This is a genomic window from Stenotrophomonas sp. S49, assembly GCF_016624905.1.
In the GTDB taxonomy this organism is placed as follows: domain Bacteria; phylum Pseudomonadota; class Gammaproteobacteria; order Xanthomonadales; family Xanthomonadaceae; genus Stenotrophomonas.
On the sequence record NZ_JACVUD010000007.1, the window covers coordinates 1 to 22616 of the forward strand.

General features: G+C 67.9%; 21 protein-coding genes. 14 read left to right on the forward strand and 7 right to left on the reverse strand.

The window, feature by feature from the left end:
- Positions 1-170 precede the first annotated feature (170 nt).
- A complete protein-coding gene (locus tag IAE58_RS02615) occupies positions 171-716 on the reverse strand; it encodes a WG repeat-containing protein (RefSeq protein WP_199933174.1) in 546 nt (181 codons plus the stop codon).
- Positions 713-2419: an alkaline phosphatase gene (locus IAE58_RS02620; protein WP_108753738.1), complete on the reverse strand. Its 1707-nt coding sequence runs from the start codon at positions 2417-2419 to the stop codon at positions 713-715. Before IAE58_RS02620 ends, IAE58_RS02615 begins: the two co-directional genes overlap by 4 nt.
- A gap of 154 nt (positions 2420-2573) precedes the next feature.
- On the opposite strand from IAE58_RS02620, the gene IAE58_RS02625 reads away from it, so the two are divergent.
- The 7 genes from IAE58_RS02625 (at position 2574) to IAE58_RS02655 (ending at position 9666) form a co-directional block, all read left to right on the forward strand.
- A complete protein-coding gene (locus IAE58_RS02625; protein ID WP_164275740.1) occupies positions 2574-3908 on the forward strand; it encodes a dicarboxylate/amino acid:cation symporter in 1335 nt (444 codons plus the stop codon).
- A 273-nt stretch (positions 3909-4181) separates the two neighbouring features.
- Positions 4182-4679, forward strand: a complete 498-nt coding sequence (locus IAE58_RS02630) for a hypothetical protein (RefSeq protein WP_233614806.1) — start codon at positions 4182-4184, stop codon at positions 4677-4679.
- Positions 4679-5296 carry a hypothetical protein gene (locus IAE58_RS02635; RefSeq protein WP_199933172.1) on the forward strand — a complete coding sequence of 206 codons (618 nt, stop codon included), beginning with the start codon at positions 4679-4681 and terminating at the stop codon, positions 5294-5296. Before IAE58_RS02630 ends, IAE58_RS02635 begins: the two co-directional genes overlap by 1 nt.
- A gap of 43 nt (positions 5297-5339) precedes the next feature.
- Positions 5340-6722: an adhesin gene (locus tag IAE58_RS02640; protein ID WP_199933171.1), complete on the forward strand. Its 1383-nt coding sequence runs from the start codon at positions 5340-5342 to the stop codon at positions 6720-6722.
- 139 nt (positions 6723-6861) lie between these two features.
- Positions 6862-7566 carry a C39 family peptidase gene (locus tag IAE58_RS02645; protein ID WP_108750275.1) on the forward strand — a complete coding sequence of 235 codons (705 nt, stop codon included), beginning with the start codon at positions 6862-6864 and terminating at the stop codon, positions 7564-7566.
- Positions 7567-7579: 13 nt separating this feature from the next.
- A complete protein-coding gene (locus tag IAE58_RS02650) occupies positions 7580-8332 on the forward strand; it encodes a hypothetical protein (RefSeq protein ID WP_199933170.1) in 753 nt (250 codons plus the stop codon).
- A 44-nt stretch (positions 8333-8376) separates the two neighbouring features.
- The gene (locus IAE58_RS02655) at positions 8377-9666 is read left to right on the forward strand and encodes a transporter (protein ID WP_199933169.1); all 1290 of its coding nucleotides are present in this window, start codon (positions 8377-8379) and stop codon (positions 9664-9666) included.
- Between the two features lie 245 nt (positions 9667-9911).
- On the opposite strand, the gene IAE58_RS02660 is transcribed toward IAE58_RS02655, so the two are convergent.
- The 3 genes from IAE58_RS02660 to IAE58_RS02670 all read right to left on the reverse strand — a co-directional run bounded on the left by IAE58_RS02660 (position 9912) and on the right by IAE58_RS02670 (position 12940).
- The gene (locus tag IAE58_RS02660; RefSeq protein ID WP_199933168.1) at positions 9912-11264 is read right to left on the reverse strand and encodes a sigma-54 dependent transcriptional regulator; all 1353 of its coding nucleotides are present in this window, start codon (positions 11262-11264) and stop codon (positions 9912-9914) included.
- A gap of 231 nt (positions 11265-11495) precedes the next feature.
- Positions 11496-12200, reverse strand: a complete 705-nt coding sequence (locus IAE58_RS02665) for a C40 family peptidase (RefSeq protein ID WP_233614814.1) — start codon at positions 12198-12200, stop codon at positions 11496-11498.
- 200 nt (positions 12201-12400) lie between these two features.
- A complete protein-coding gene (locus IAE58_RS02670) occupies positions 12401-12940 on the reverse strand; it encodes a C40 family peptidase (protein WP_199933166.1) in 540 nt (179 codons plus the stop codon).
- A gap of 111 nt (positions 12941-13051) precedes the next feature.
- On the opposite strand from IAE58_RS02670, the gene IAE58_RS02675 reads away from it, so the two are divergent.
- The 6 genes from IAE58_RS02675 (at position 13052) to IAE58_RS02700 (ending at position 18533) form a co-directional block, all read left to right on the forward strand.
- On the forward strand, positions 13052-13534 hold the full coding sequence (locus tag IAE58_RS02675) for a peptidylprolyl isomerase (protein ID WP_108753733.1): 483 nt from the start codon (positions 13052-13054) through the stop codon (positions 13532-13534).
- Between the two features lie 101 nt (positions 13535-13635).
- Complete coding sequence (locus IAE58_RS02680) at positions 13636-14880, forward strand: DUF418 domain-containing protein (RefSeq protein WP_199933165.1); 1245 nt, start codon at positions 13636-13638, stop codon at positions 14878-14880.
- 109 nt (positions 14881-14989) lie between these two features.
- Entirely contained in the window at positions 14990-16348 is a 1359-nt protein-coding gene (gene gorA / locus IAE58_RS02685) for a glutathione-disulfide reductase (protein ID WP_199933164.1), read from the forward strand.
- 161 nt (positions 16349-16509) lie between these two features.
- The gene (locus IAE58_RS02690) at positions 16510-17430 is read left to right on the forward strand and encodes a DMT family transporter (RefSeq protein WP_108753730.1); all 921 of its coding nucleotides are present in this window, start codon (positions 16510-16512) and stop codon (positions 17428-17430) included.
- Entirely contained in the window at positions 17337-17765 is a 429-nt protein-coding gene (locus tag IAE58_RS02695) for an MGMT family protein (RefSeq protein ID WP_233614805.1), read from the forward strand. The genes IAE58_RS02690 and IAE58_RS02695 overlap by 94 nt, the downstream gene beginning before the upstream one ends.
- A 93-nt stretch (positions 17766-17858) precedes the next feature.
- On the forward strand, positions 17859-18533 hold the full coding sequence (locus IAE58_RS02700) for a rhomboid family intramembrane serine protease (protein ID WP_199933163.1): 675 nt from the start codon (positions 17859-17861) through the stop codon (positions 18531-18533).
- A gap of 150 nt (positions 18534-18683) precedes the next feature.
- Here IAE58_RS02700 and IAE58_RS02705 read toward each other — a convergent pair whose 3' ends face one another.
- Both IAE58_RS02705 and IAE58_RS02710 read right to left on the reverse strand, forming a co-directional pair.
- Entirely contained in the window at positions 18684-20270 is a 1587-nt protein-coding gene (locus IAE58_RS02705; RefSeq protein WP_199933162.1) for an NAD(P)/FAD-dependent oxidoreductase, read from the reverse strand.
- Positions 20267-20749, reverse strand: a complete 483-nt coding sequence (locus IAE58_RS02710; protein WP_108756811.1) for a VOC family protein — start codon at positions 20747-20749, stop codon at positions 20267-20269. Before IAE58_RS02710 ends, IAE58_RS02705 begins: the two co-directional genes overlap by 4 nt.
- Before the next feature lie 125 nt (positions 20750-20874).
- Between IAE58_RS02710 and IAE58_RS02715 the strand changes: the two genes are divergently transcribed.
- Positions 20875-22530, forward strand: coding sequence for an SDR family oxidoreductase (locus tag IAE58_RS02715; protein ID WP_199933161.1), 1656 nt, complete (start codon positions 20875-20877; stop codon positions 22528-22530).
- Positions 22531-22616 lie beyond the last annotated feature (86 nt).

The following is a 22616-nucleotide window of genomic DNA, read 5'->3' on the forward strand; positions in this document are numbered from 1 at the left end:
GCATGGATGCGGCTGCCAAGCCTACACGGACGTACTTGCGGCGTCCCCGCACTCCGACACCGCCCCGCCACCCCACGGGATGCCGCTTTTGACGTTGCCGTTGCCGTTGCCGTTGCCGTTGCCGTTGCCGTTGCATTGAGCGGGTGCAGGGAGCAGCCCTGCCGAAAACCCTACTTCAGCCGACGACCGCTGCGGTCGATGCGGAACCAGTCGCCGCCTTCCATCGGCGTGTGCCCGTCAGCATCGGGCGTGCCGCGCCGGCAGCCGTTGCAGACTTCGGCCACACCGTCGTGGAACGGCCAGGCGAAATCGAAGGTCGGTTCGATCACTTGCCGCAACGCCACGTCGAAGTAAGCGATGCGCTCGCCCACGCGGCCACGCAGCAGACCGTCCTGCAGCGTGTCCGGGCCGTTGTCCCAGGTGATGACCGCCAGGCTGCGGCCAGTGCGGTCCACGTAATGGAAACCGCCGCCGGCATGAACCACCGCCAGCCCCTGCGCGTCGTAGGGCAGGGCGGCCAGCGCCGTGGCGTCCAGCCGCGGCTGACCTTCGGCAACGGTGCAGCCCGGCAACGCCACCAGCCCTTCGCTTTCGGTCAGCAGCTGGCACGCAGGCGCTTGTGCCTGCGCACCGGCACTGGCCAGCACGCCCAGCAGGGCCAGCCACCGCGCGATGCGGCGGCCGGCCCCCTCGGCAGGGGCCGGCAGCGGCCTCACTTGGCCTCGGCCTTGCGTTCGAAGGCGTTCGGCGCCGGCAGCTGCACCGGCACACCCTGCGCATCGCAGGTGCCGGCCTGGCACAGGCGCGCGCGCAGGGCCGGGGCCGCCTGCACGATCATGTGGTAGATCGCGTTCTGTTCCAGCGTGCCGCGGATCGCTTGGCTGCCCGGGCCACGGGCCCAGATGCCCACGTCTTCGCCGCCGTGCGATTCGGACTTCATCGGCACCAGCGCTTCCTGCATGTAATCGGGGTGCTCGGTGTCCACCGCGTGCAGGTCGGGGCGGCCCTTGGCCTGCTCGAACGTGCTGGGGTTGTGCGGGTAGCGCTTCGGTCCGGCCGGCTGCTGGTTGGTGGCGCCGGTGTGGCCGGGGCCGTTGGCGTAGCTCAGCGTGGTGTAGGGCTGGCCGTTGCCGTCCAGGGCGTTGTCCAGCTTGCCGGCACCGTCCTCGCCCCCCTTGTCCTTCACCTTGCCCAGGATCGGGTTGCCGCGTGCGGGGTAACCGACGAAGTTGAGGGTGTGCGAGTGGTCGGCGGTGACGATGATCAGGGTGTCATCGGCCGAGGTCAGTTCGTTGGCCACGCGCACTGCATCGGACAGGGCAACGGTTTCGGTCAGCGCGCGGTAGGCGTTGCCACTGTGGTTGGCATGGTCGATGCGCGCGCCTTCGATCATCAGCACGTAGCCTTCCTTGTGCTGGGCCAGGTTCTTGATTGCCGCGGCGGTCAGTTCGGCCAGGCTCGGCTCGCCGGACGGATCCTGCGGGCGCTCGTATTCGTAACGCATGTGGTCCGGTTCGAACAGGCCGAGCAGGGCCGGGGCGTTGGCGGCGGCGGCCAGCTGCTTGCTGTTCCACACATACGCACCCTGCGGATGCGCCTGCTGCCATTCCTGCACCAGGCTGCGGCCGTCCAGGCGCTGGCCGACCTTGTCGTCATATTCGGGGTCGCGCTCTTCCACGGTGGTGAACTCGCCACGACCGCCGCCCAGGGCGACCAGCGGGCCACGCCCATAGCGCGAGGTGGACAGCAACTGCTGGGCGATGTCCTGGCAGCCGGCGGCCTTGGCTTCCTCGGTCAGGTCGGTGTCGTTTTCCCAGTTGCGCTCGGGCGAATGGGCGTAGGTGGCGGCCGGGGTGGCGTGGGTCAGGCGTGCGGTGGAGACGATACCGGTGGCCAGGCCGGCGCTGTCGGCCAGCTGCAGCCAGGTCAGCAGGCCCTTGGACAGGCTGTCGGCGCAGTCGGTGCGGCTGCCGGCGCTGACGCCGATAGCGCCCATATGGGTCTTCACGCCGGTGGTGATGGCGGTCATGGTGCCGGCCGAATCCGGCGTCTGCGAATCGGTGTTGTAGGTCTTGCTGAACGCGGTGGCCGGGAAGCGCTCCCACGACAGCAGGTTCTCTTCGCCGGCGCTGCCCTTGCGCTGGCCTTCATAGATGCGCGCGGCGGCCACGGTGGTCAGGCTCATGCCATCGCCCAGGAACAGGATGACGTTCTTGGCCTTGCCGGCCATCGCGCCGTTGGCTGCGGCCTGTGCGGCGCCACTGCGGTACCACCACTGCGGGGTTTCGCCGGCCGGATGGGCAACCGGATCGACGGCGACCTTCAGGCCGGCCGGGGCAGTGGCGGGGGCGGTGCTGGCGCAGGCGCCCAGCAGCAGGGTGGTGGCGCAGGCGGCCAACAGAGAGACGGAACGACGCATGGACGCTGGGATCTCACAAACTGTAACGGGACGTTCATTATGCCCGGCCCAGCAAGGCACGCCGATGACACACTGATTTGCCGGTGCGGCGGTCGTTCCCGCGGCAGGCTTGGGCTATCGTGGAACCATCCCTTCCTTCCCCTCTGGATTGCCTATGAAGCTGGTCTCTGCCTGGCTGCGGATTCCATTCTGGCAGCGCGTGGTCGGTGGCTTCGTGCTTGGCGCGCTGGCCGGCTGGGCGCTGGGCCCGGCCGCCGAAACGTGGTTCGGCCCGCTCGGCGAACTGTATGTCACCCTGATCAAGATGATCGCGGTGCCGCTGGTGTTCTTCGCGGTCATCAACGCGATCTCGTCGCTGCATGGCCAGAAATCGGTCGCCGCGCTCAGTGGCCGCACCTTCCTGTGGTTCGTGATTACTGCGGCACTGGCGGTGTGCGTGGGCCTGGGCGTTGGCACGGTGCTGCAGCCTGGTGCCGGTGGCCTGCAACTGTCAATGGCCAGCAACTACGTGCCGCGCGAAGTGCCCAGCGTGGTGCAGGTGCTGCTGGACGTGGTGCCGGCCAACGTGTTCTACGCGCTGTCGGGCATCGGCACCAAGGTCAACGCCGCCGGCGAGACCGTGCTGGCGGCCGGTCGCGGTTCGATCCTGCCGGTCATCTTCTTCGCCGGCCTGGTCGGCTTTGCCATCGTCAAACTGGGCGAGAAGGTGACCGAGGCGCGCAAGCTGGTCGGGCAGATGAGCGACATCATGATCCAGGTGACCCGCTTCGTGCTGGAAGTCACCCCGATCGGTACGTTCGGCCTGATCGCCGGCCTGGTCGGCAGCTACGGCTTCGAGAAGCTGCTGCCGCTGGGCCATTTCGTGCTGGCCCTGTACGTGGCCTGCGCGCTGCACATCGTGGTGGTCTACAGCGCGCTGCTGCTGTCGCACGGCCTGAACCCGCTGAAGTTCTTCCGCGGCGCGGCGCCGGGCATGCAGGTGGCCTTCGTCAGTTCGTCCAGCTTCGCGGCGATGCCGGTGGCGCTGCGCTCGATCACCCACAACCTGGGGGTGAACAAAGATTACGGTTCGTTCGCCGTGCCGCTGGGCGCCAGCATCAAGATGGATGGCTGCGGTGCGATCTACCCGGCGCTGTGCGCGGTGTTCATTGCCCAGTACAGCGGGGTGCCGCTCACCCCGGAACAGTACGTGGTGGTGCTGATCGCTTCGGTGCTGGGCAGCTTCGGTACCGCCGGCGTTCCGGGTACGGCGGTGATCATGGCCACCGTGGTGCTGAGCGCGGCCAACCTGCCGCTGGAAACCATCGGCTACCTGTATGCCATCGATCGCATCCTGGACATGATGCGCACGATGACGAATGTGACGGGGCAGATGCTGGTGCCGGTGCTGGTGGCCAAGGAAACCGGGCTGCTGGACCAGAGCGTGTACGACAACCCCAGCACCAATGTCGGTATCGACGATCCCGACCCGACCCCGCCGCGCAGCTGAAGCGGGGCTGCAACGGGTTGTATCAGCCCCTGTAACAGGACTGATACAGCCCCCGCGCAGCCCGTGAATCCTGCGTTTCGCGCGCGTTAAGCCCAACGAAATCCCAACGCGGCTGTAACACCGCGGCATCAACCGGCGCGCGTGAGCGCACGCGCAGGCCTTGTGCAACGGGCCTGCGGAAGTTGGCACGGAAACTGCTCCCTCCCTGCGCATACGCAACGGGAGAGCGGCATGGACGGCAGCAGCATCCTCATTGGTAGCCCGGTTCGTCAGATGGCACTGCTGCTGGCCATGGCCTGCCCGCTGGCCGCCGCCGCATCCGGTGCGCGCCAGGGCGTCAAGGCGCAGCCTGGCGAAATCGTGCTGCTGCGCGATGTGTCCACGCGCCCGGCCTACCGCATGGCCCCACCCGGCGTGGCGTTGATCGCCGACCCCAAGCCACAGCGTGAAATCGCCGGTGCACTCGGCAGCAGCGGCGCGCACGGTGGCATGGACGAACTCAGCGACGATGACTACGCCGGGCTGGGCGCTGGGCAGACCCAGCAGCTGGCCGCGCCCGGTGGCACCACGGTCGAACGGGTGACCCACCAGGCGCTGGGGGGCACGCTTGGGCGTTCCGGTGACAGCATGATGAGCGGCAGCAACCTGAGCGGGGCGATGAGCGGCCCGCTGGGTGCGGTGGGCAGCACCACCCGCGGCATCGGCGATACGGTGCGCGGTGCGCTGTCGCAGTTCCCGCTGGGCGCACCGGCGCCGGGCGGTGGCAAATGATGCGGCGCACGCGGGGCCTGCTGCTGGTGGTGGTGCTGCTGCCGGCCACGGCGCTGGCCGACGACTACAGCGGCATGCTGGCCTACCTGGATATCGCCCGCATCGACGGCCGCGCGCTGGCTGGGGCCAGCGGCGCCATCGCGGTGAACCAGGCCGCGGGCGATCTGAACATCCAGGCCAATCTGCAGGGCATGGCCAGCGGCAACCAGGCCAACGTGGCCGTGGCCGCACGCCAGCAGCACGGCGGCAACGTGGTGCTGTCGGCACCGTTGCAGGCCAGCGCACATATCGCCGGGGAAGCATTGGCCGGCGCCAGTGGTATCGCATCGATCAACCAGGCCAGCGGCATCGCCAACACGACGCTCAACGTCGTCAGCGTGACGCTGGCCCGGCAAGGGATACGCGAATCCGATGACGCGGCGTTGGCCGCAGCGGATATCGCGTCAGCAGGGGGGCAGGGCGACACCGGTGACGGTGTTGCGGCGGGTATCCGCAGTGTCGGCGTCGCTTCGACGGCACTGCGGGGCTTCGACGGTGTCCTGCAACTCAATCAGATCGCGGGAGCGCGCAATGACACGGCCAACGTGCTGACCATGGCCGTGCAGGGCAACCCGTGAGCAACAACCACCCGATGTATCACCTGATGAGAGAGAGGGCACCATGAACGCGAACCTGAAAAGGACCGTGCTTGCGATGGCGATTGCCACGGCCTCCACTGCGGCTGCGGCCAACGGCTGGGACAACCAGAACGCCAACGCCAACATCAACCACAACCATGTCGTGACCGAAACCCGCAACGACACCCACAACCACACCGACAACGAGGTCCGCAACTGGACCCGTACCAACACCACGGTACGCAGCAACACCGATACCTCCAACATCACCCGCAACCGCACGGTGAACGAGCAGGTACAGAAGCACAGCAACATCCAGGCCGACGAGCGCAAGGAAAAGAGCAACCACGGCGTCGACGTGAACTTGGAAAAGGACCTGCGCCTGAGCTCGGACATCAGCTTCTCGGGTGATCCGGAAGTGACCGGCTCGATCGATCTGGATTCGGCCGCCATCGCGGTCATCGACAACCGGCAGTCGATCAGCAACAACGTAGGCTCCAACAGCCTGGTGACCAACAGCGCCTCCATTGCCGACGATGTCGGCGCCGGTGCGTCGGGCAACCTCGGCTTCAACGTGGTAGCCGGTGACAACAACGCGCAGGACAACGCCGCTTCGCTGTCCGCCGCTGACGCGTCCTTCAGCTTCGGCATGGCCGACGCCGAAGTGTTCGTCAACCAGGCCGGTATGGGCAACGTCACCATGAACTCCGGCGTCACCAACGCCGCCAGCCTCGGTGGCAATGCCTTCGGTGGCGCGTCGGGCAACATCGGCGTGAACATCGCCTCGGGCAACAACAACGAGCAGAAGAACGCGCTCGCTGCGTCGGTGGCCACCAGTGCCATGGCCCAATCCAGCATCAGCTCCAACCAGATCTCCAGCGGCAACGCGGTGTCCAATGCCGGCTATGTGCAGTCCTACACCGACACCGTGGAAGTGGGCATGAGCGGTGGCGTGGGCGGCCTGACCCTGGCCTACGGCGCCGGCACCTACAGCGGCCGTGGCAACGCTTACCAGATGGCGAACTACTACCTCGACACCTGGGATGGCGACCTGCCGCATCCGGACGGCAACAGCACCGGGCACATCGATCTGGACAACGAGATCCAGAACGCAACGATGAACCCGTACCGTCAAGGCGTGGGTGGCCTGGGCTTCGACACGCGTGAAAGCGGCACCAGCCAGTTCGTCGAACTGGGCATTGCCGACCTGTACGCCAGCCTGAGCGGCACCGTCACCACCACCCGTTGGGTGAACGTCAACGCCACCAACACCTCGGCGCTGTCCGGCAGTGCCTTCTCCGGGGCGTCGGGCAACATTGGCGTGAACGTGGCGTCCGGCACCGGCAACCTGCAGGCCAACAGCCTGGCCCTGGCCGTGGCCCAGCCCAGCACCGGCGGTGGCGGCGGTACCGGTGGCGGCGAGTAACACCGTGCGTGACCGCTTTCGCAGCTGACCTGCGTTGAGCGCAACAAGCCCGGCCGTCCGCCAATGGCCGGGTTCCCCGGGGGCCCCTGTCCCTCCTCCCCCTTGGGGCAGGGGCTCCTTCCTTTCCGTGGAGAGCACCATGGCCGGTTCCCGTTGGTGGTTGCGTGTTCTGACCTGCCTGCTGTTGCTGGGCAGCGCCGGTGCCTGGGCCGGGGACGTCGCCTTCAGCGGCGTGCTGCCCAACGGTGCGCTGATGCAGCAGAAGGTGGAAAGCATGCAGGAGCGGCGCTACCGCAACCTGGTGCGCCAACACACCGACTACAGCTGTGGGGCCGCCGCGCTGGCCACGATCCTGCGCTACGCCTACCACCTGGACACCACCGAAGCCACGGTGATCGAGGGAATGATGGGGGTTTCCGATCCACAACTGGTCAAGGAGCGCGGTTTCTCGCTGCTGGACATCAAGCGCTATGTCGAATCGCTGGGCATGCGCGGCCGCGGCTACCGCATTGATGAAACGCGCCTGCGCACCCTGCGGGTGCCGGGGCTGGTGCTGATGGATGTGCGCGGCTTCCGCCACTTCGTGGTGCTCAAGCAGGTGCGGGGCGGCGTGGTGGAAGTGGCCGACCCGATCCTGGGCAACCGTGCGCTGCCGCTGCCGGAGTTCCTGGAGGCCTGGCCGTCGCGCGCCGTTTTCGTCGTCATCGGCAGCGACTTCGATCGCAATACGGTCCTGCTGCAACCGAGTGAACGGCCCAGTGCGCGCGCGCTGTATGCGCGGCAGGGGCCGATCACCGATGCCGAGCTGGTCGACTTCGGCTTCAGCCATGCCGACCTGTTCTGAAGGAGGCACGATCATGTTTCGCCAACGTGTACTGATTGCTGCGCTGCTGGTACTTCCTGCGTTGCCCGCGTGGGCCGCAGACGGTGCGCCGGGGCGCGGCTTGAAGGAAATCCCCGATCCGGAGCTGAACCTGATGCGTGGCCGCTACACCGTGGGCGGCAACAACGTGGCCTGGTTCGGCGTCACCATGATTTCGCAGTGGAAGGGCAATGACGGCGGCGCGGTGCAGGGTGCGCTCACCCTGGGCATGGATTTCCGCCAGGGCAGTACGCCCAAGCTGACCTTCCAGCCCAGCGTGCAGGTCACCGCCGCCGATGCACCGCTGCCCGATACCAGTGGCCGCAGCATCGACAGCACCGGCCTGGCCAATGCCAGTGGCCTGGTGCAGAGCGTGCAGGTGGCGGGCGATGGCAACACCGCGCGCAACGTCACCTCGCTCACCATTCGTGATGGCGCCGTGCCCGTGGCCGGCAGTGACGACGGAACGCGCATTGCCCAGGTGCAGCAGGGTGGCGCCAGCGCCAGCGCGGTGCTGGACGGCAACCAGGCACGCCTGCTGTTGCAGGTCGATGGCCAGGGCATGGTGCAGCAGTGGATCCGCAATGGCAGCGTCGGCCAGGGTATTGCCCTGAGTGGCGACGGCCAGAACGCCAGCAACCGGCTGCAGCTTGAGCTGGTACGTAATTCCGTGGCCGGCAACCTGCCGTTGAGCCAGAACGTGGCCCAGGCAATCGCGCTGAACCGCGGCATGGGCCCGGGCCAATAAACCGGTCCGGTCAAGGGGGACAACGTTCAACGCAGGTCACTGACATGCATACCTATGTGCGGCTTACCCCGCTGGCGCTGGCGGCGCTGGCGGCCAACGCCTTCGCCCAGCAGCCGGCGGCCAACGATGCGACCGACGTGCAGGCATTGATCGGCCAACTGGAACAACTGAAAGCCAACTACGCGCAGGAGGTACGGCGCCTGCGCGAACTGGACATGCAGGTGCAGGCCATGCAGGCCCGCCTGAACGGTCGTGCCGGCGCGGCATCCACACCGGCGGCGCCACTCGCCCCGGCGGCCGCGGCCGCGGTACCGCCCAGCAGCGAGGGCTACGCCAGCACCGCTGCCGAAGCACAGCAGGCCAAGCAGGAAGCGCGGCGCAGCGTGGACGACGTGAAGCAGCAGCAGGCGGCGCTGTTCTCGCGCAGGTTCACCCTGGAAAACAGCCTCACCTATGCCCGCTACGACCGCAAGCAGCTCACCCTCAATGGCTTCCTGGCGCTGGATGCGATCTTCCTGGGCAACATCGCCATCGAGAACGTCGAATCCGATTCGCTCACCTACAACCTGGCCGCGCGCTGGGGCGTGAGCCCGAACCTGACCTTGAACGCCGACGTGCCCTACCTGGCACGGCGCACGGTGTACCAGAAGGGCGGTGCCGGCGGTGCCGCCGCCGCGATCGCGCAGGAAGAAACCAACGGCAATGGCCTGGGCGATGTGAGCGTGAGTGCGAACTACCGGCTGTTCGGCGAACGTGGCTGGCGGCCGGAAACCGTGCTGACCGGCGGAGTGACCGCACCGACCGGGCGTGCCCCCTACGGGCTGGACTGGAAGGTGATCGAGCGTGATGACGACGACTACATCCGCTTTGCGGTGCCGCGCGAACAACCCACCGGCAATGGCGTGTGGCAGGCCAACCTGGGTGTGTCGATGGTCAAGACCGCCGACCCGGCGATCCTGTTCGCCAACGCCGGTTACATCCATTCGTTCCCGCGGGGTTTCAGCGATATCGACAGCAACCCGGACACCACCAACCCGGGTGACGTGAAGCTGGGCGGATCGGTGTACTTCGGCGCAGGCGTGGCGTTTGCCTTCAACGAGCGCACCAGCCTGAGCATTTCCTTCAGTGACAAGATCACCGCGCGCGCCTCGACACGGTTCAAGGGCGGGGAATGGGTGAAAGTGATCGGCAGTGATGCCAATGCCGCCTCGCTGAACCTGGGCGTGACCTATGCGCTGAACCAGAACACCACGCTGGTCACCCTGCTGGGCATCGGGCTGACCCCGGACGCGCCGGACTTCACCCTGGCGTTCAAGGTGCCGTACATGCTGTAGCGAAGGGCTGACGCCCTGCATCGGTAGCGCCGGGCCATGCCCGGCGTTTCGTTTCAACGACCGCGGAGGGGTGTCACTTTCTTTGCTTGTGCAAAGAAAGTAACCAAAGAAACACACCGCCGTCGGCGAGCCGGCGCTGCGCTCAGACACCGGCGCCTCTTCGCCCTCGCCGGACCTGCGGTGCTCGGCTCGCTTCAAGGCGGATCCAAATCAACGTCAACGTCAACGTCAACGGCAGCCGGGCATCACCGCTCCGGGGGCAGTTCCAGGCGGTGCTTGCGGCACAGCCGGTAGACGGTCACGCGCGATACCTGCATGTGCCGGGCGCAGGCGGATACGTTGTAGCCGTGCTGGCGCAATGCCTGCAGCAGCAGATCGCGTTCCACCTGGCCACGGGCATCCTGCAGCAGTGCGCGGGGTTCGGGCAGTGCGTCGTCGGCAAGTTCGAGGTCGGCGGCGGTGATCAGTTCGCCCTCGGCCACGATCGCCGCACGCTGCACGCGGTTCAGCAGTTCGCGCACATTGCCGGGCCAGCCGAAACCACGCATCGCTTGTCGGGCACCGGTGTCGAAACCCCGCGCGCGGCCGGGATGGCGCTGGCGGAAGCCGCGCAGGAAATGATCGGCCAGCAGCAGCACATCGCTGCCACGCTCGCGCAGCGGGGGCATCGGCAGGCGCAGCACGTTCAGGCGGTAATACAGATCGCGCCGGAAGCGGCCCTGGGCCACCGCCTGTTCCAGTTCGACATGGGTGGCGGCCAGCACCCGCACATCCACCCGCAGCGGCTGATTGCTGCCAACGCGTTCGAGCGTGCCTTCCTGCAGCACGCGCAGCAGGCTGGTCTGCGCATCGCCGGGCAGGTCGCCCACCTCGTCCAGGAACACGGTGCCGCCATGGGCCGATTCGAACAGGCCGATGCGGCGCTGGGCGGCGCCGGTGAACGCGCCGCGCTCATGGCCGAACAGCTCCGACTGCACCAGGTTGGCGGGAATGGCGCCGCAGTTCACCGCCAGGAAGGGCTTGCCGGCCCGGCCAGACAGCGCATGCAGGGCCTGCGCGGCCAGTTCCTTGCCGGTGCCGGTTTCGCCGGTGACCAGCACCGGCAGATCCACCGGCGCGAATTTGTGCAGGGCCGCGCGCACGGCCAGCACGCGCGGGCTGTCACCGATCAGGGCCGGCAGGCCACCGCCATCGCAGGCGCGCGCCGGGTCGCTGGTGTCAGCGTCGGCCTGGCGCCGCATGGTGGACACCAGCGCGCCCAGTTCCAGCGGCAGGGTGAACTGGTTCTGGCAGGCCAGCAGGACGTCGGTCCAGGCAGGGGGAGGGCTGTGCACGTCCGCCGGCAGCACCGCCAGCCAAGGCAGGTGCTGGTGCTGCTGCACCCAGGGCAGCAGTGCCTGCAGCGCGTCCAGATCGAGGTGGCGCAGGTCGATCACTGCCACCAGATGGTCACGACCGCGCAGGCCGACGGCCATCGCCGGCCCGGGCGCCACGCAGCGCAGCTGCCAGCCGGCGGCGGCCAGCGCGCCACGCTCGGACGCGTGCGGCTGTCCGAACCAGATCACGCAACGTGATGGAATTTCCAGGCTTGCTGCCATTCCTTTCCCCCCGGCACGCAGACAGCGCGGGCGGGGTCTGGCTGGGTATCCCGGCATGCCGCCCCACGCCGGGTTACGCAGGCCGCGGGCTGGCGGCCGGCCGCGGCCCAACGGACCGTGACATCAAGCACCAACGCACGGGGCGACGGCCAGCGGCCAGCGGCGCGGCCACGAAAAAGCCGCTGCAGGGCAGCGGCTCGGTCGTTCAGGCGGTGACGGTGCGGGCGGCGGTCAGAGATCGACCCGGCGCGCCTGCATGAACTTGTTGCCCCAGTAGCCGCTGAGCAGGGTGTCCACGCGCACGTCCTTGCCGGTGCTCGGGGCGTGCAGGAAGCGACCTTCGCCCACGTAGATGCCAACATGGTCGACCCGACCCTTGCGGCCGAAGAACACCAGATCACCGGCGGCCAGCGAGGCGCGGTCGTTGATCAGCTGGGCGTTGTTGTCGTGGGCCATTTCGCGCGAGACGCGCGGCAGTTCGATGCCCAGTGCCGAACGGAACACGTAGCCCACCAGACCGCTGCAGTCGAAGCCGCTGTCCGGGTTGCTGCCGCCCCAGCGGTACGGGGTGCCCAGCAGGGTCATCGCGCGGCGCAGCAGCGACTGCACCTTGCCGTTGTCGGCTTCACTGCCGACCACGACGCTGCCGTTGGCGGCGCTGCTGGTGTCGTAGTTGGCAAGCAGGCGGCTGAGATCGCCAGCGACCATGGCCGAGCGGTCCATCAGCGGAATGGTGTCGTTGGCAGCCAGGTGCGGCAGCAGGGCGGCCAGGGTGGCGCTGGCGGCGGCGTCGGCGCGGCTGCGCTGGGCGGCCGGTTCGGCCTTGGCGGCCGGCTTGGCAGTGGCTTCCACGGAAGCCGGTGCCGGTGCGTCGGAACGGTTCGGAGCGGTCTGCGCCCAGGCCGGAAGGCTGGAGAGGCAGAGTGCCAGGCCCAGCAGCAGCGGGCGGGCACGATGTGAAGGAACGGCGGTCTGGCCTTGGCCTTGCAGGTCGTCAGTCGTCACGCGTCGGTCACAGAAAAAAAACGATGGGGCATCATGCCCTGTAAAAGCCGCGATAAGTTAAAAATTCCGTTATAAAATCGTTATTTACAGTGTGATGCGCGTCACAGTTTTGAACATAGCGCCTGTTCAGTTTAGCGAAGGACGCGTTTCGCTCCTGTGTAGTGGTCTTTCCAGTAGGGACCACTGAGCGAATCCAGACGCACCGTGCCGCCGGTGCTGGGCGCGTGCACGAAGCGGCCTTCGCCCACGTAGATGCCCACGTGGGTCACGTTGCCGCGACTGCCGAAGAACACCAGATCGCCGGTGGCCAGGCGCTGCGGGTCGATCCTCGGGCCCTGCACCGCGGCCAGGTCGCGCGAGGTGCGCGGCAGCTTCACGTCGACCATTTCCCGGTACACGTAGGTGACCAGGCCGCTGCAGTCGAAGCCCGAATCGGGGGTGTTGCCGCCATAGCGGTAGGGCGTGCCGACCAGGCTGATCGCGCGCATCAGCACCGAATTGGCGGCCTCGGGGTTGTCCGGCGTGGTCGCCGGCCAGTGCGCCGAGGGCGGCGGCGGGGCGGGGCGGGTGGCCTTGCCGCCGCCGCAGGCGGACAGCAACAGGGGCAGGGCCAGCAGCAGGGCGGGCGCGAAGAGCCGGCGCGGGCCGGACGAAACTGGCGTGATGTGCATGATCTCCGGATAATGCGCCACCTTGGATTGGCCGTCATGATGGCGGCGTCCCCGCCGGGCGACAACCCGCCCCAACCCGCCTGCCTTCGGCAGATCCAGACAGAGTTGCGCATGAAGATCGAAAAAGACCGCGTTGTCCGCTTCCACTACACCGTTTCCGAAGTCGGCCAGGCGCCGATCGAGTCGTCCAAGGACCGCGGCGAGCCGCTGGCGATCCTGATCGGCCACGGCAACATCATCCCGGGCCTGGAAAACGCCATGATGGACCAGGAAGCCGGTGCGACCTTCAGCGTCGACGTGACCGCTGCAGATGCCTACGGCGAACGCCGCGAAGGCCTGTCCCAGCGCGTGCCGAAGAAGCATTTCGGCAACGCCAAGCTGGCCCCGGGCCAGCAGGTGGTGCTGCAGACCAACTTCGGCCCGCGCGCGGTCACCGTGCAGAAGGTCGGCATGAGCGTGGTAGACGTTGACCTGAACCACCCGATGGCCGGCAAGGACCTGCACTTCGACGTGGAAATCGTCGAAGTGCGCGAAGCCGGCAAGGAAGAGATCGAACACGGCCACGTGCACGGCGACGGCGGTCACCAGCACTGATCGCAGCACGATCGTGATGCCAGCAACGGCCCGCTTCGGCGGGCCGTTGTGTTTCCGGACCAGGCCGCGGGCAGACCCGCAGTGCGCCCGGCAGCGGCATAATGACGGACCTGCCCACCGGATGTTCCGTGAACGCCGCACTTCCTTCCCTGCAGCCGGTCCCCTCCGGCGAACGCATCGCCGTGCTGGATGTGCTGCGCGGGGTGGCCCTGCTGGGCATCCTGCTGATGAACATCGAGGCCTTCGCCGGCCCACTGGAGCTGGCCTTCACCGGCATCGACACGCACTGGCAGGGCATCGACTACTGGGCCGATGCGTTCGTCTACGTGTTCGTGCAGGGCAAATTCTTCACCCTGTTCTCGCTGCTGTTCGGTGCCGGCTTCGCGGTCATGGCCCAGCGCGCCGAAGCGGCCGGCCGTGACTTCGCCCCTTTCTACCTGCGCCGCAGCGCGGGCCTGCTGCTGATCGGGCTGTGCCATGCGCTGCTGGTCTGGTCCGGCGACATCCTGGTGCTGTATGCGCTGGCGTCGCTGCCGCTGCTGGCCTGTCGTGAAGCCCCGCGCAGCTGGCTGCCCTGGATGGGAGCCACGGTCTATCTGGGCGGGGTGCTGCTGATGCTGCTGGTGGGTGCCATCGTGTCGATGGCCACCCCGCATGACGTGCAGAAGATGCTGGCCGACGCCCAGCAGAGCATCGACCAGCAACGCCTGGTGTACGGGCAGGGCAGCTGGCTGCAGGCCAATGGCCAGCGCCTGCACGAGTTCGGCGTGGCGCTGGGCGGCATGATCATTTCCGGGCCGCAGGTACTGGGCATGTTCCTGCTCGGCAGCTGGTTCGCCAGCAGCGGTGCATTGGCCGCACCGGAACGTTTCCCGCGCCTGTACGCACTGCTGCGCTGGGTCGCACTGCCGCTGGGCCTGCTGCTGACGCTGGCCGGCACGTACTGGAAGCCCTACCTGCAGCCCGGCGCCTACGATCTGCCCACCACCGCCGCCATGGCCCTGGTGGCGATAGGCGCGGTGCCCATGTGCCTGGGCTACCTGGCGTGGATCGTGCGTTGGCGCGTGGCCCTGCGCGGCCTGGCCGCGGTGGGGCGCATGGCGCTGACCCATTACCTGCTGCAGTCGCTGTTGTGCACGCTGCTGTTCTACCACTATGGGTTGGGTGCGTTCGAGCAGGTGCCGCGCGCCTGGCAGCTGCTGCTGGCGCTGGCCCTGTTTGCGGCGCAGGCGGCGATCAGCCACGCGTGGCTGCGTCATTTCCGCTTCGGGCCGGTGGAATGGCTGTGGCGGGCGATGACCTACCGGCAGTGGCCGGCCATGCGCCAGGCGCGCGCGGCCGACTGACGTGCCGTATCACTCACGCTGAACCGCCGGCCTGCCATGGCATGCTGGCCGCGTGCGCGTGGCGTACCCCTGATGATGTTGTTGTTTCCCCTGACTGCGAGCGATTGCCATGAGTACTGCGCCCTTCGACTATGACCTGATCGTGCTGGGCGGCGGTTCTGCCGGCCTGGCCGGCGCGATCCGCGCCGCGCAGTACGGCAGGCGGGTGGCGCTGCTGGAACCGGGCGAGTTGGGCGGTACCTGCGTGAACATCGGCTGCGTGCCGAAAAAGGCAATGTGGCTGGCGGCCGATCTGGCCGAGCGTATCGGCCTGGCCCATGCGATGGGTTTCGACGTACCGGCACGCCCGGCGCTGTCCTGGAAGGAGCTGGTGATCCACCGCCAGGCCTATATCAGCAACATCCACAAGAGCTACCACGCGCGCCTGGACGAGACCGGCGTAGTGCGCATTCCTGCGCGCGGCCACCTGCTGGATGCGCACACCGTGGCCTGCACCGATGGCGTGCGCTACAGCGCCCAGCACATCCTGATCGCTACCGGCGCCCACCCGCAGCGGCCCGACGTGCCCGGCGCCGAGCTGGGCCTGGTATCGGATGATTTCTTCGATCTGCGCGCGGCGCCGGCCGAGGTTGCGATCGTCGGCGGCGGCTACATCGCCGTGGAACTGGCCGGTCTGCTGCAGGCACTGGGCAGCCGGGTCAGTCTGCTGGTGCGCGGGCAGCGCCTGCTGGACCGGTTCGACCACGAACTGACCGAACGGCTGGCCGAAAACCTGCGCCAGCAGGGCGTGCGCATCTGCTTCGAATTCGACCTGAAGGCACTGCAGCGCGACGACCAGCAGGTGCGCGTGGTGGGCGCGCAGGGGGCGCTGGACTGCGCGTTCGATGCGGTGTTCTTCGCTACCGGCCGCCGCGGCAACAGTGCGGATCTGGGCCTGGAGGCGCTGGGCATCGGCATCGGTGAGCACCGCCAGGTGCAGGTCGATGAATGGCAGACCACAGCGGTGCCGAGCGTGCACGCGGTGGGTGATATTGCCGGCAAGGTCGGGCTGACCCCGGTGGCGGTGGCCGCAGCGCGGCGCCTGATGGACCGCCTGTTCGGCGGCAAGCCGGAATCGAAGATGGATTATGAGACCGTCCCCAGCGTGGTGTTCTCGCACCCGCCGCTGGGCGCGGTTGGCCTGAGCGAACAGCAGGCGCGCGAGTGCTTCGATCAGGTAACGGTCTACCACAGCCGGTTCCGGCCGATGCTGCAGGCGCTGGCCAACGGCACCCAGCGCAGCCTGTTCAAGATGGTATGCGAGGGCCCGGAAGAACGCGTGGTCGGCATCCATCTGCTGGGTGAGGCCGCCGATGAGATCCTGCAGGGCTTTGCGGTGGCGGTGAAGATGGGGGCGACCAAGGCGCAGTTCGACGCCACCGTGGCGATCCATCCCACCTCGTCGGAAGAAGTGGTGTTGATGCGGTAACCCGGCTGGGTAGAGTCGAGCTTGCTCGACTGATCAACCTAGCTCGACTGAAGGACCGCGCGCAGTCGAGCAAGCTCGACACTACGGCCTGCGCCGCCCCATGCGACAATGGGCGCCCCACGATTGCCCCTGGCCGCCCCGCGCGGCCTGTTGCCGTTCCCATGTCCAGCCCGTCTTCGCGCATCGCCACCGCTTCGCCCCGCATCGCGCTGGGTGGCATCGGGCTGGCCGCAATCGGTGCCGTTGCGGCTTCCGGGAAGGCCATCATCGTCAAGCTGGGCCTGCGCCATGGCGTGGATGCGACCACGCTGCTGGCCCTGCGCATGCTGATGGCGTTGCCGCTGTTCGTACTGATGGCGCTGTGGAGCGCACGCCGCGCCGAACCGTTGTCCTGGGCGGACCGTGCGCGCGTGCTGTGGCTCGGCTTCACCGGCTACTACCTGTCCAGCCTGCTCGATTTCCAGGGGCTGCAGTACATAAGCGTGACCCTGGAACGGCTGATCCTGTACTTGAACCCGACCCTGGTGCTGCTGATCAACGTGCTGCTGGCGCGGCAGCGGCCGGGGCGCTGGCAGATCGCCGCGCTGGTGCTCAGCTACCTGGGGGTGCTGCTGGCCTTCGGCCATGACCTGCAGCGCGAGGGCGGGCAGATCATCATCGGCAGTCTGCTGGTGCTGGGCAGTGCGCTCAGCTACGCGCTGTACCTGTTCGGCAGCGGGCAGGTGGTGGCGCGCGTGGGCGCGGTGCGGCTGACCGCCTATGCCAGCTGCGTGGCCAGCGTGCTGGTGCTGCTGCACTTTGCGGTGACCCACCCGCTGCCGCTGCTGTGGCAGGCACCGGCGCCGGTGCAGTGGTTGTCGCTGGTCAATGCCACGGTGTGCACGGTGCTGCCGGTGCTGGCGATCATGCTGGCGGTGCAGCGCGTGGGTTCGTCGCTGGCCGCGCAGGTGGGTATGCTGGGCCCTGTTTCCACCATCGTGATGAGCCTATGGTTGCTCGACGAACCGATGGGGCCGGCGCAGATCGCCGGCACCGTGCTGGTCCTGCTGGGCGTGCTGCTGGTGACGCGCCTGCGGCGCTGACCCCGGAACAGGCGCGCGCGCGCATCCTGCAGGTGATCCATGCCATTCCGCCGGGCCAGGTGATGGGCTACGGCCAGGTCGCCATGCGTGCCGGTCTGCCCGGTCGCGCCCGCCTGACCGCCCGCGTGCTGGGGCAGAACGACGATCCCAGCCTGCCCTGGCACCGGGTGCTGCGTTCGGACGGCCGTATCGCCATGGCCGAAGGATCGGCGGGCTGGCGCGAGCAGGCGCAGCGGCTGCGTGCGGAAGGCGTGGTGGTCACCAATGGCCGCGTGCGCATGCCGGCGATCGACCCGGACGCCGCCCTGGACGCGGCGCTGTGGGGCCCGGCCTGAGCATCGCCGCCGGCTGAACCGGCACGCCAGCGCCGTCGCCAAACCCACACCCTGCACCGGCTATGATGGCGTTCGTTCCATGCCGGCCATCCCATGTTCCCGCGACTGCCCACCGTTACCAAGGCCCTGCTGATCGCCAACGCGATCCTGTTCCTGCTGCAGCAGCCGTTCCTGCTCGGCATGCAGACCTTTGCGCCGTTCATGCTGCAGCCCTTGCAGCAGGGCTTCGACGCCTTCTCGCCGGGCGGCAACTTCCAGCCCTGGCAGCTGCTGACCTATGGTTTCCTGCACGGCAGCTTCGGCCACCTGTTCTTCAACATGCTGGCCGTCTTCATGTTTGGTGCGCCGCTGGAACAGACCTGGGGCGAGAAGCGGTTCCTGATCTATTACCTGGTGTGCGTGGTGGGCGCCGGCCTGTGCCAGTTGCTGGTCGGCTCGCTGCTGGAAGACCCGGCGCCGGTGCTGGGCGCATCCGGCGGTGTGTTCGGCCTGCTGCTGGCCTACGGCATGCTGTTCCCGAACCAGCGGGTGATGCTGCTGTTCCCGCCCATTCCGATGAAGGCACGCACCTTCGTGATCCTGTTCGGCGTGGGCGAACTGGTGCTGGGCATGACCGGCTGGCAGCCGGGCGTGGCCCACTTCGCGCACCTGGGCGGCATGCTGTTCGGCTGGCTGCTGATCCGCTACTGGCGCGGCCAACCACCGTTCAGCAAGCGCCGCCCACCCGGCCCGCCAAAGCGCCCGAACCACCTGCGCAGCGTCAAATGATCCGAAGGATCATTTGACGCGGGTAGGTGCCGACCGTTGGTCGGCACACATTCAACCGGATCATTTGACGCGGGTAGGTGCCGACCGTTGGTCGACACGAAACCTCCGGTAGGTGCCAACCAATGTTGGCACCTACCCATGCGGACCATCTCACAGATCCTGCAGCACCACCTGGGCGGCATTGTGCCCCGGTGCCCCGGTCACGCCGCCACCGGGATGGGTGCCCGACCCACACAGATACAGACCGGGCAGGGCGCCGCGATACCCGGCCTGGCCCACCATCGGCCGCGCTGAGAACAGCTGGTTGGCGCTGAGCGCGCCATGGAAAATGTCGCCGCCAATCAGCCCGAACGTGCGCTCCAGATCCAGCGGCGACAGCACCTGCCGGCCCAGCACGCTGGCCGCGAACCCGGGTGCATGGCGATCAACGGTGGCGATCATCAGATCGGCCACGGTGTCACGGTGATCATCCCAGTGCCTGCCGCCTGGCAGCACCGGCGCCACGTGCTGGCAGAACAGGCTGGCCACGTGCTGCCCCGGCGGCGCCAGTGAATCATCCAGGGTGCTGGGAATCAGCATCTCCACGATCGGTTCGCGCGACCAGCCGTCGCGGCGTGCATCCAGCCACGCGCGATCCATGTAGTCCAGGCTGGGGGCCAGGATGATGCCCGCGCTCAGGTGTGGGCCGGGACCGGGCAGGGCACGGAAGTCGGGCAGGGCAGACAGCGCCACGTTCATGCGGAAGGTGCCCGAACCACAGCGCCACTGCGCCATGCGCTCGCGGGTGGGTGCCGGTACCTGCTGCGGTTCCAGCAACTGTTCGTACAGCAGTTTCGGATTGACGTTGGCCACCACCGCGTGGGCGCGCTCGCTGCTGCCGTCGGCCAGCACCACGCCGACCACGCGCCCGTGTTCGACCTGCAGGTGGCGCACGGCGGCATCGACCCGCAGTTCGGCGCCGGCCTCGCGTGCGGCCGCGGCAATGGCCTGGCTGATCGCGCCCATGCCACCGATCGCATGGCCCCAGGCGCCCTTCACCCCGTTGCACTGGCCGAACACATGGTGCAGCAGTACGTAGGCGCTGCCTGGCGTATACGGGCTGGCGTAGTTGCCGACGATGCCGTCGAAGCCGAACAGTGCCTTGATCGGTTCGCTCTCGAACCAGCGGTCCAGGTACTCGGCGGCCGACAGGGTGAACAGGTCCAGCAGTTCCTGCCGCAGCGCCGGGTCCAGCGCCGCCAGCTCGCGGCCAAGCCGGCCCATCTGCCACAGCGCCGGAAGCGCACGCCAGCCGGCGTCCACGCCCAGGTCGGGCGGCGCGCGCAGTGCCCAGGCGCGCAGCACGTCGGCGAAGATTTCCAGGCGGGCTTCATAGGCGGGCAGGGCCTGTGCATCGCGCGCGGAAAATTTCGCCACCTCGGCCTGGGTGCGGCCCGGTGCTGCCAGCAGGTAGCGGCCATCGGCCAGCGGCAGGAAGTTGTTCACCGGCCGCGCAACGATGCGCAGCCCGTGCTGGTGCAGCTGCAGGTCGTCGATCACTTTCGGCTGCAGCAGCGACACCGTGTACGAGGCCACCGAGTTGCGGAAACCCGGGTGGAATTCTTCGGTGACGGCGGCCCCACCCAGCACCGCGCGTCGTTCCAGCACCAGCACCCTGTGCCCGGCGCGGGCCAGATAGGCTGCGCACACCAGACCGTTATGGCCGCCACCGACGATGATCGCGTCCCAGTGGTTCATGCCTGCGCGATGGCTGCTTCGATGGTGGCGATGTCGATCTTCTTCATCGGCATCATGGCGTTGAACGCGCGTCGCGCCAGTGCCTTGTCGCTGCTGGTCACCGCGTCCATCAATACGCGCGGGCTGATCTGCCAGGACACGCCCCAGCGGTCCTTGCACCAGCCACATTCGCTTTCCTGGCCGCCGTTGCCGACGATGGCGTTCCACAGCCGGTCGGTTTCGGCCTGGTCCTCGGTCTGGATCTGGAACGAGAACGCTTCGCTGTGCTTGAACGCCGGGCCACCATTGAGGCCCACGCAGGGAATGCCGTACACGGTGAATTCCACCATCAGCACATCGCCCTCGCGGCCGTCGGGGTAGTCACTGGGCGCGGCATGCACGGCGGTCACCGCACTGTCGGCAAAGGTCTGGGCATAGAAGGTGGCCGCCGCCAGGGCGTCCTTGTCGTACCACACGCAGATGGTGTTCTTGTGGGCCATGGCCGGGCTCCGCAACGGTCGATGGCGCAGCGATAGCACGGGGCCCGTTAACACCGGATCGTGCTGCGCTGCAGGAGCGCCAGGCGGCGCGTTACCATGGCGCAATGACACGACAGGGAAGGCGCGTGAAGATCCTGGTTCTGGGTGGGTACGGTGTGTTCGGTGGGCGCTTGGTGCGGTTGCTGGCCGATCTTGCGCAGTTGGAGCTGTTGATTGCAGGCCGCAACCTGGCAGCGGCGCAGGCGTTCTGCGCGACCCATCAGGGCCAGCCGCGGGTACGCCCGCTGCAGGTGGACCGGCGGCAACTGGCCCCGGTACTGCAGGCCGAGCGCCCTGACCTGGTGGTCGATGCCTCCGGCCCCTTCCAGGATTACGGCGAGCACCGCTACAGCGCGGTGGAAGCGTGCATCGCTGCCGGCATCGATTACCTGGATTTCGCCGATGCCACCGACTTCGTGTTCGGCGTCTCCGCCTACGATGCACAGGCGCGCGCGGCCGGTGTGTACGTGCTGTCAGGGGTCAGCAGTTTCCCGGTGCTGACCGCTGCGGTGCTGCGGCAGATGGCCACGCGCATGGATATTGTGCGGGTGGAAGGCGGTATCGCGCCGTCGCCGTTCGCAGGCATCGGCCTGAACGTGATGCGCGCGGTGGTGGGCTATGCCGGTTCGCCGGTGAAACTGCGCCGGCGCGGCCGCGATGGCCACGGCGTTGGTCTGGCCGAGAGCCGCCGTTTCACCGTCGCGGTGCCGGGGCGCCTGCCGCTGCGCAACCTGCATTTTTCGCTGGTGGATGTGCCGGACCTGCAGGTGCTGCCGCCCGAACACCCGACCATGACCGATATCTGGATGGGCGCCGGCCCGGTGCCGGAAGTGCTGCACCGGGTGCTGAACCTGCTGGCCAGGGCGCGCTGGCGCTTCAAGCTGCCCTCGCTGGAACCGTGTTCGCGCCTGTTCTACACCGTGCTGAACCTGATGAAGTTCGGCGAACATCGCGGCGGCATGATCGTGCGTGCGCAGGGCACCTGCAACGGCGCGCCGGTTGAACAGAGCTGGCACCTGCTGGCCGAAGCCGATGACGGTCCCTACATTCCATCGATGGCGATCGAAGCGGTGATCCGCAAGCAACTGGCCGGTGAGCGGCCGGCACCGGGCGCGCGCGCGGCCACCCACGCGCTGGAACTGTCCGACTACGAACAGCTGTTCGTCGGCCGCACCATCCACACCGGTTTCCGCCGCGACATGCCCGGTGCCAGCCTGTACCAGCGCGTGCTGGGCGATGCGTATGCGCGATTGCCGGCCGCCGTGCAGGCGCTGCACGCGCCGGGTGCGGCGCAGCGCTGGGCGGGGCAGACGCAGGTGGAGCGCGGGCGCGGCGTGTTGTCGCGCGTGCTGGGCAGGATCTTCGGTTTCCCCGCCGCCGCTGCGAACGTGCCGGTGACGGTGCAGTTCAGCCCCGAAGCGGGCGGCGAGCGCTGGACGCGCACCTTCAACGGGCAGCGCTTCTCTTCGCTGCAGACCGAAGGCAAGGGCCGTGACGAGGCGCTGCTGGTCGAGCGCTTCGGTGCCGTGGCGGTCGCCTTGGCGCTGGTGGTGGACGGCGGACGGCTGCAGCTGGTGCCACGCAGCTGGTCGGTGCTGGGCATCCCGCTGCCGCGCGCACTGCTGCCCGGTGACCAGAGCTTCGAGTACGAGGCGGATGGACGTTTCGTGTTCGACGTGGAGATTGGCGCGCCGATCGTGGGGCGCATCGTGCACTACCGGGGCACGTTGCAGCCGGGTTGACCGGCATCCACGGGTGGCGTGGATCGACCTTTGGTACATGCGAAAAAGGCGCCCGAAGGCGCCTTTTCCGTTACTGGATCACCGCT

Bases quoted from the DNA above. Each gene is read 5' to 3' on its own strand.
- IAE58_RS02620 (WP_108753738.1), bottom strand. From the start codon at position 2,419: ATGCGTCGTTCCGTCTCTCTGTTGGCCGCCTGCGCCACCACCCTGCTG.
- IAE58_RS02625 (WP_164275740.1), top strand. From the start codon at position 2,574: ATGAAGCTGGTCTCTGCCTGGCTGCGGATTCCATTCTGGCAGCGCGTG.
- IAE58_RS02630 (WP_233614806.1), top strand. From the start codon at position 4,182: ATGGCACTGCTGCTGGCCATGGCCTGCCCGCTGGCCGCCGCCGCATCC.
- IAE58_RS02635 (WP_199933172.1), top strand. From the start codon at position 4,679: ATGCGGCGCACGCGGGGCCTGCTGCTGGTGGTGGTGCTGCTGCCGGCC.
- IAE58_RS02640 (WP_199933171.1), top strand. From the start codon at position 5,340: ATGAACGCGAACCTGAAAAGGACCGTGCTTGCGATGGCGATTGCCACG.
- IAE58_RS02645 (WP_108750275.1), top strand. From the start codon at position 6,862: ATGGCCGGTTCCCGTTGGTGGTTGCGTGTTCTGACCTGCCTGCTGTTG.
- IAE58_RS02650 (WP_199933170.1), top strand. From the start codon at position 7,580: ATGTTTCGCCAACGTGTACTGATTGCTGCGCTGCTGGTACTTCCTGCG.
- IAE58_RS02655 (WP_199933169.1), top strand. From the start codon at position 8,377: ATGCATACCTATGTGCGGCTTACCCCGCTGGCGCTGGCGGCGCTGGCG.
- IAE58_RS02660 (WP_199933168.1), bottom strand. From the start codon at position 11,264: ATGGCAGCAAGCCTGGAAATTCCATCACGTTGCGTGATCTGGTTCGGA.
- IAE58_RS02670 (WP_199933166.1), bottom strand. From the start codon at position 12,940: ATGCACATCACGCCAGTTTCGTCCGGCCCGCGCCGGCTCTTCGCGCCC.
- IAE58_RS02675 (WP_108753733.1), top strand. From the start codon at position 13,052: ATGAAGATCGAAAAAGACCGCGTTGTCCGCTTCCACTACACCGTTTCC.
- IAE58_RS02680 (WP_199933165.1), top strand. From the start codon at position 13,636: ATGACGGACCTGCCCACCGGATGTTCCGTGAACGCCGCACTTCCTTCC.
- gorA (WP_199933164.1), top strand. From the start codon at position 14,990: ATGAGTACTGCGCCCTTCGACTATGACCTGATCGTGCTGGGCGGCGGT.
- IAE58_RS02690 (WP_108753730.1), top strand. From the start codon at position 16,510: ATGTCCAGCCCGTCTTCGCGCATCGCCACCGCTTCGCCCCGCATCGCG.
- IAE58_RS02695 (WP_233614805.1), top strand. From the start codon at position 17,337: ATGGTTGCTCGACGAACCGATGGGGCCGGCGCAGATCGCCGGCACCGT.
- IAE58_RS02700 (WP_199933163.1), top strand. From the start codon at position 17,859: ATGTTCCCGCGACTGCCCACCGTTACCAAGGCCCTGCTGATCGCCAAC.
- IAE58_RS02705 (WP_199933162.1), bottom strand. From the start codon at position 20,270: ATGAACCACTGGGACGCGATCATCGTCGGTGGCGGCCATAACGGTCTG.
- IAE58_RS02710 (WP_108756811.1), bottom strand. From the start codon at position 20,749: ATGGCCCACAAGAACACCATCTGCGTGTGGTACGACAAGGACGCCCTG.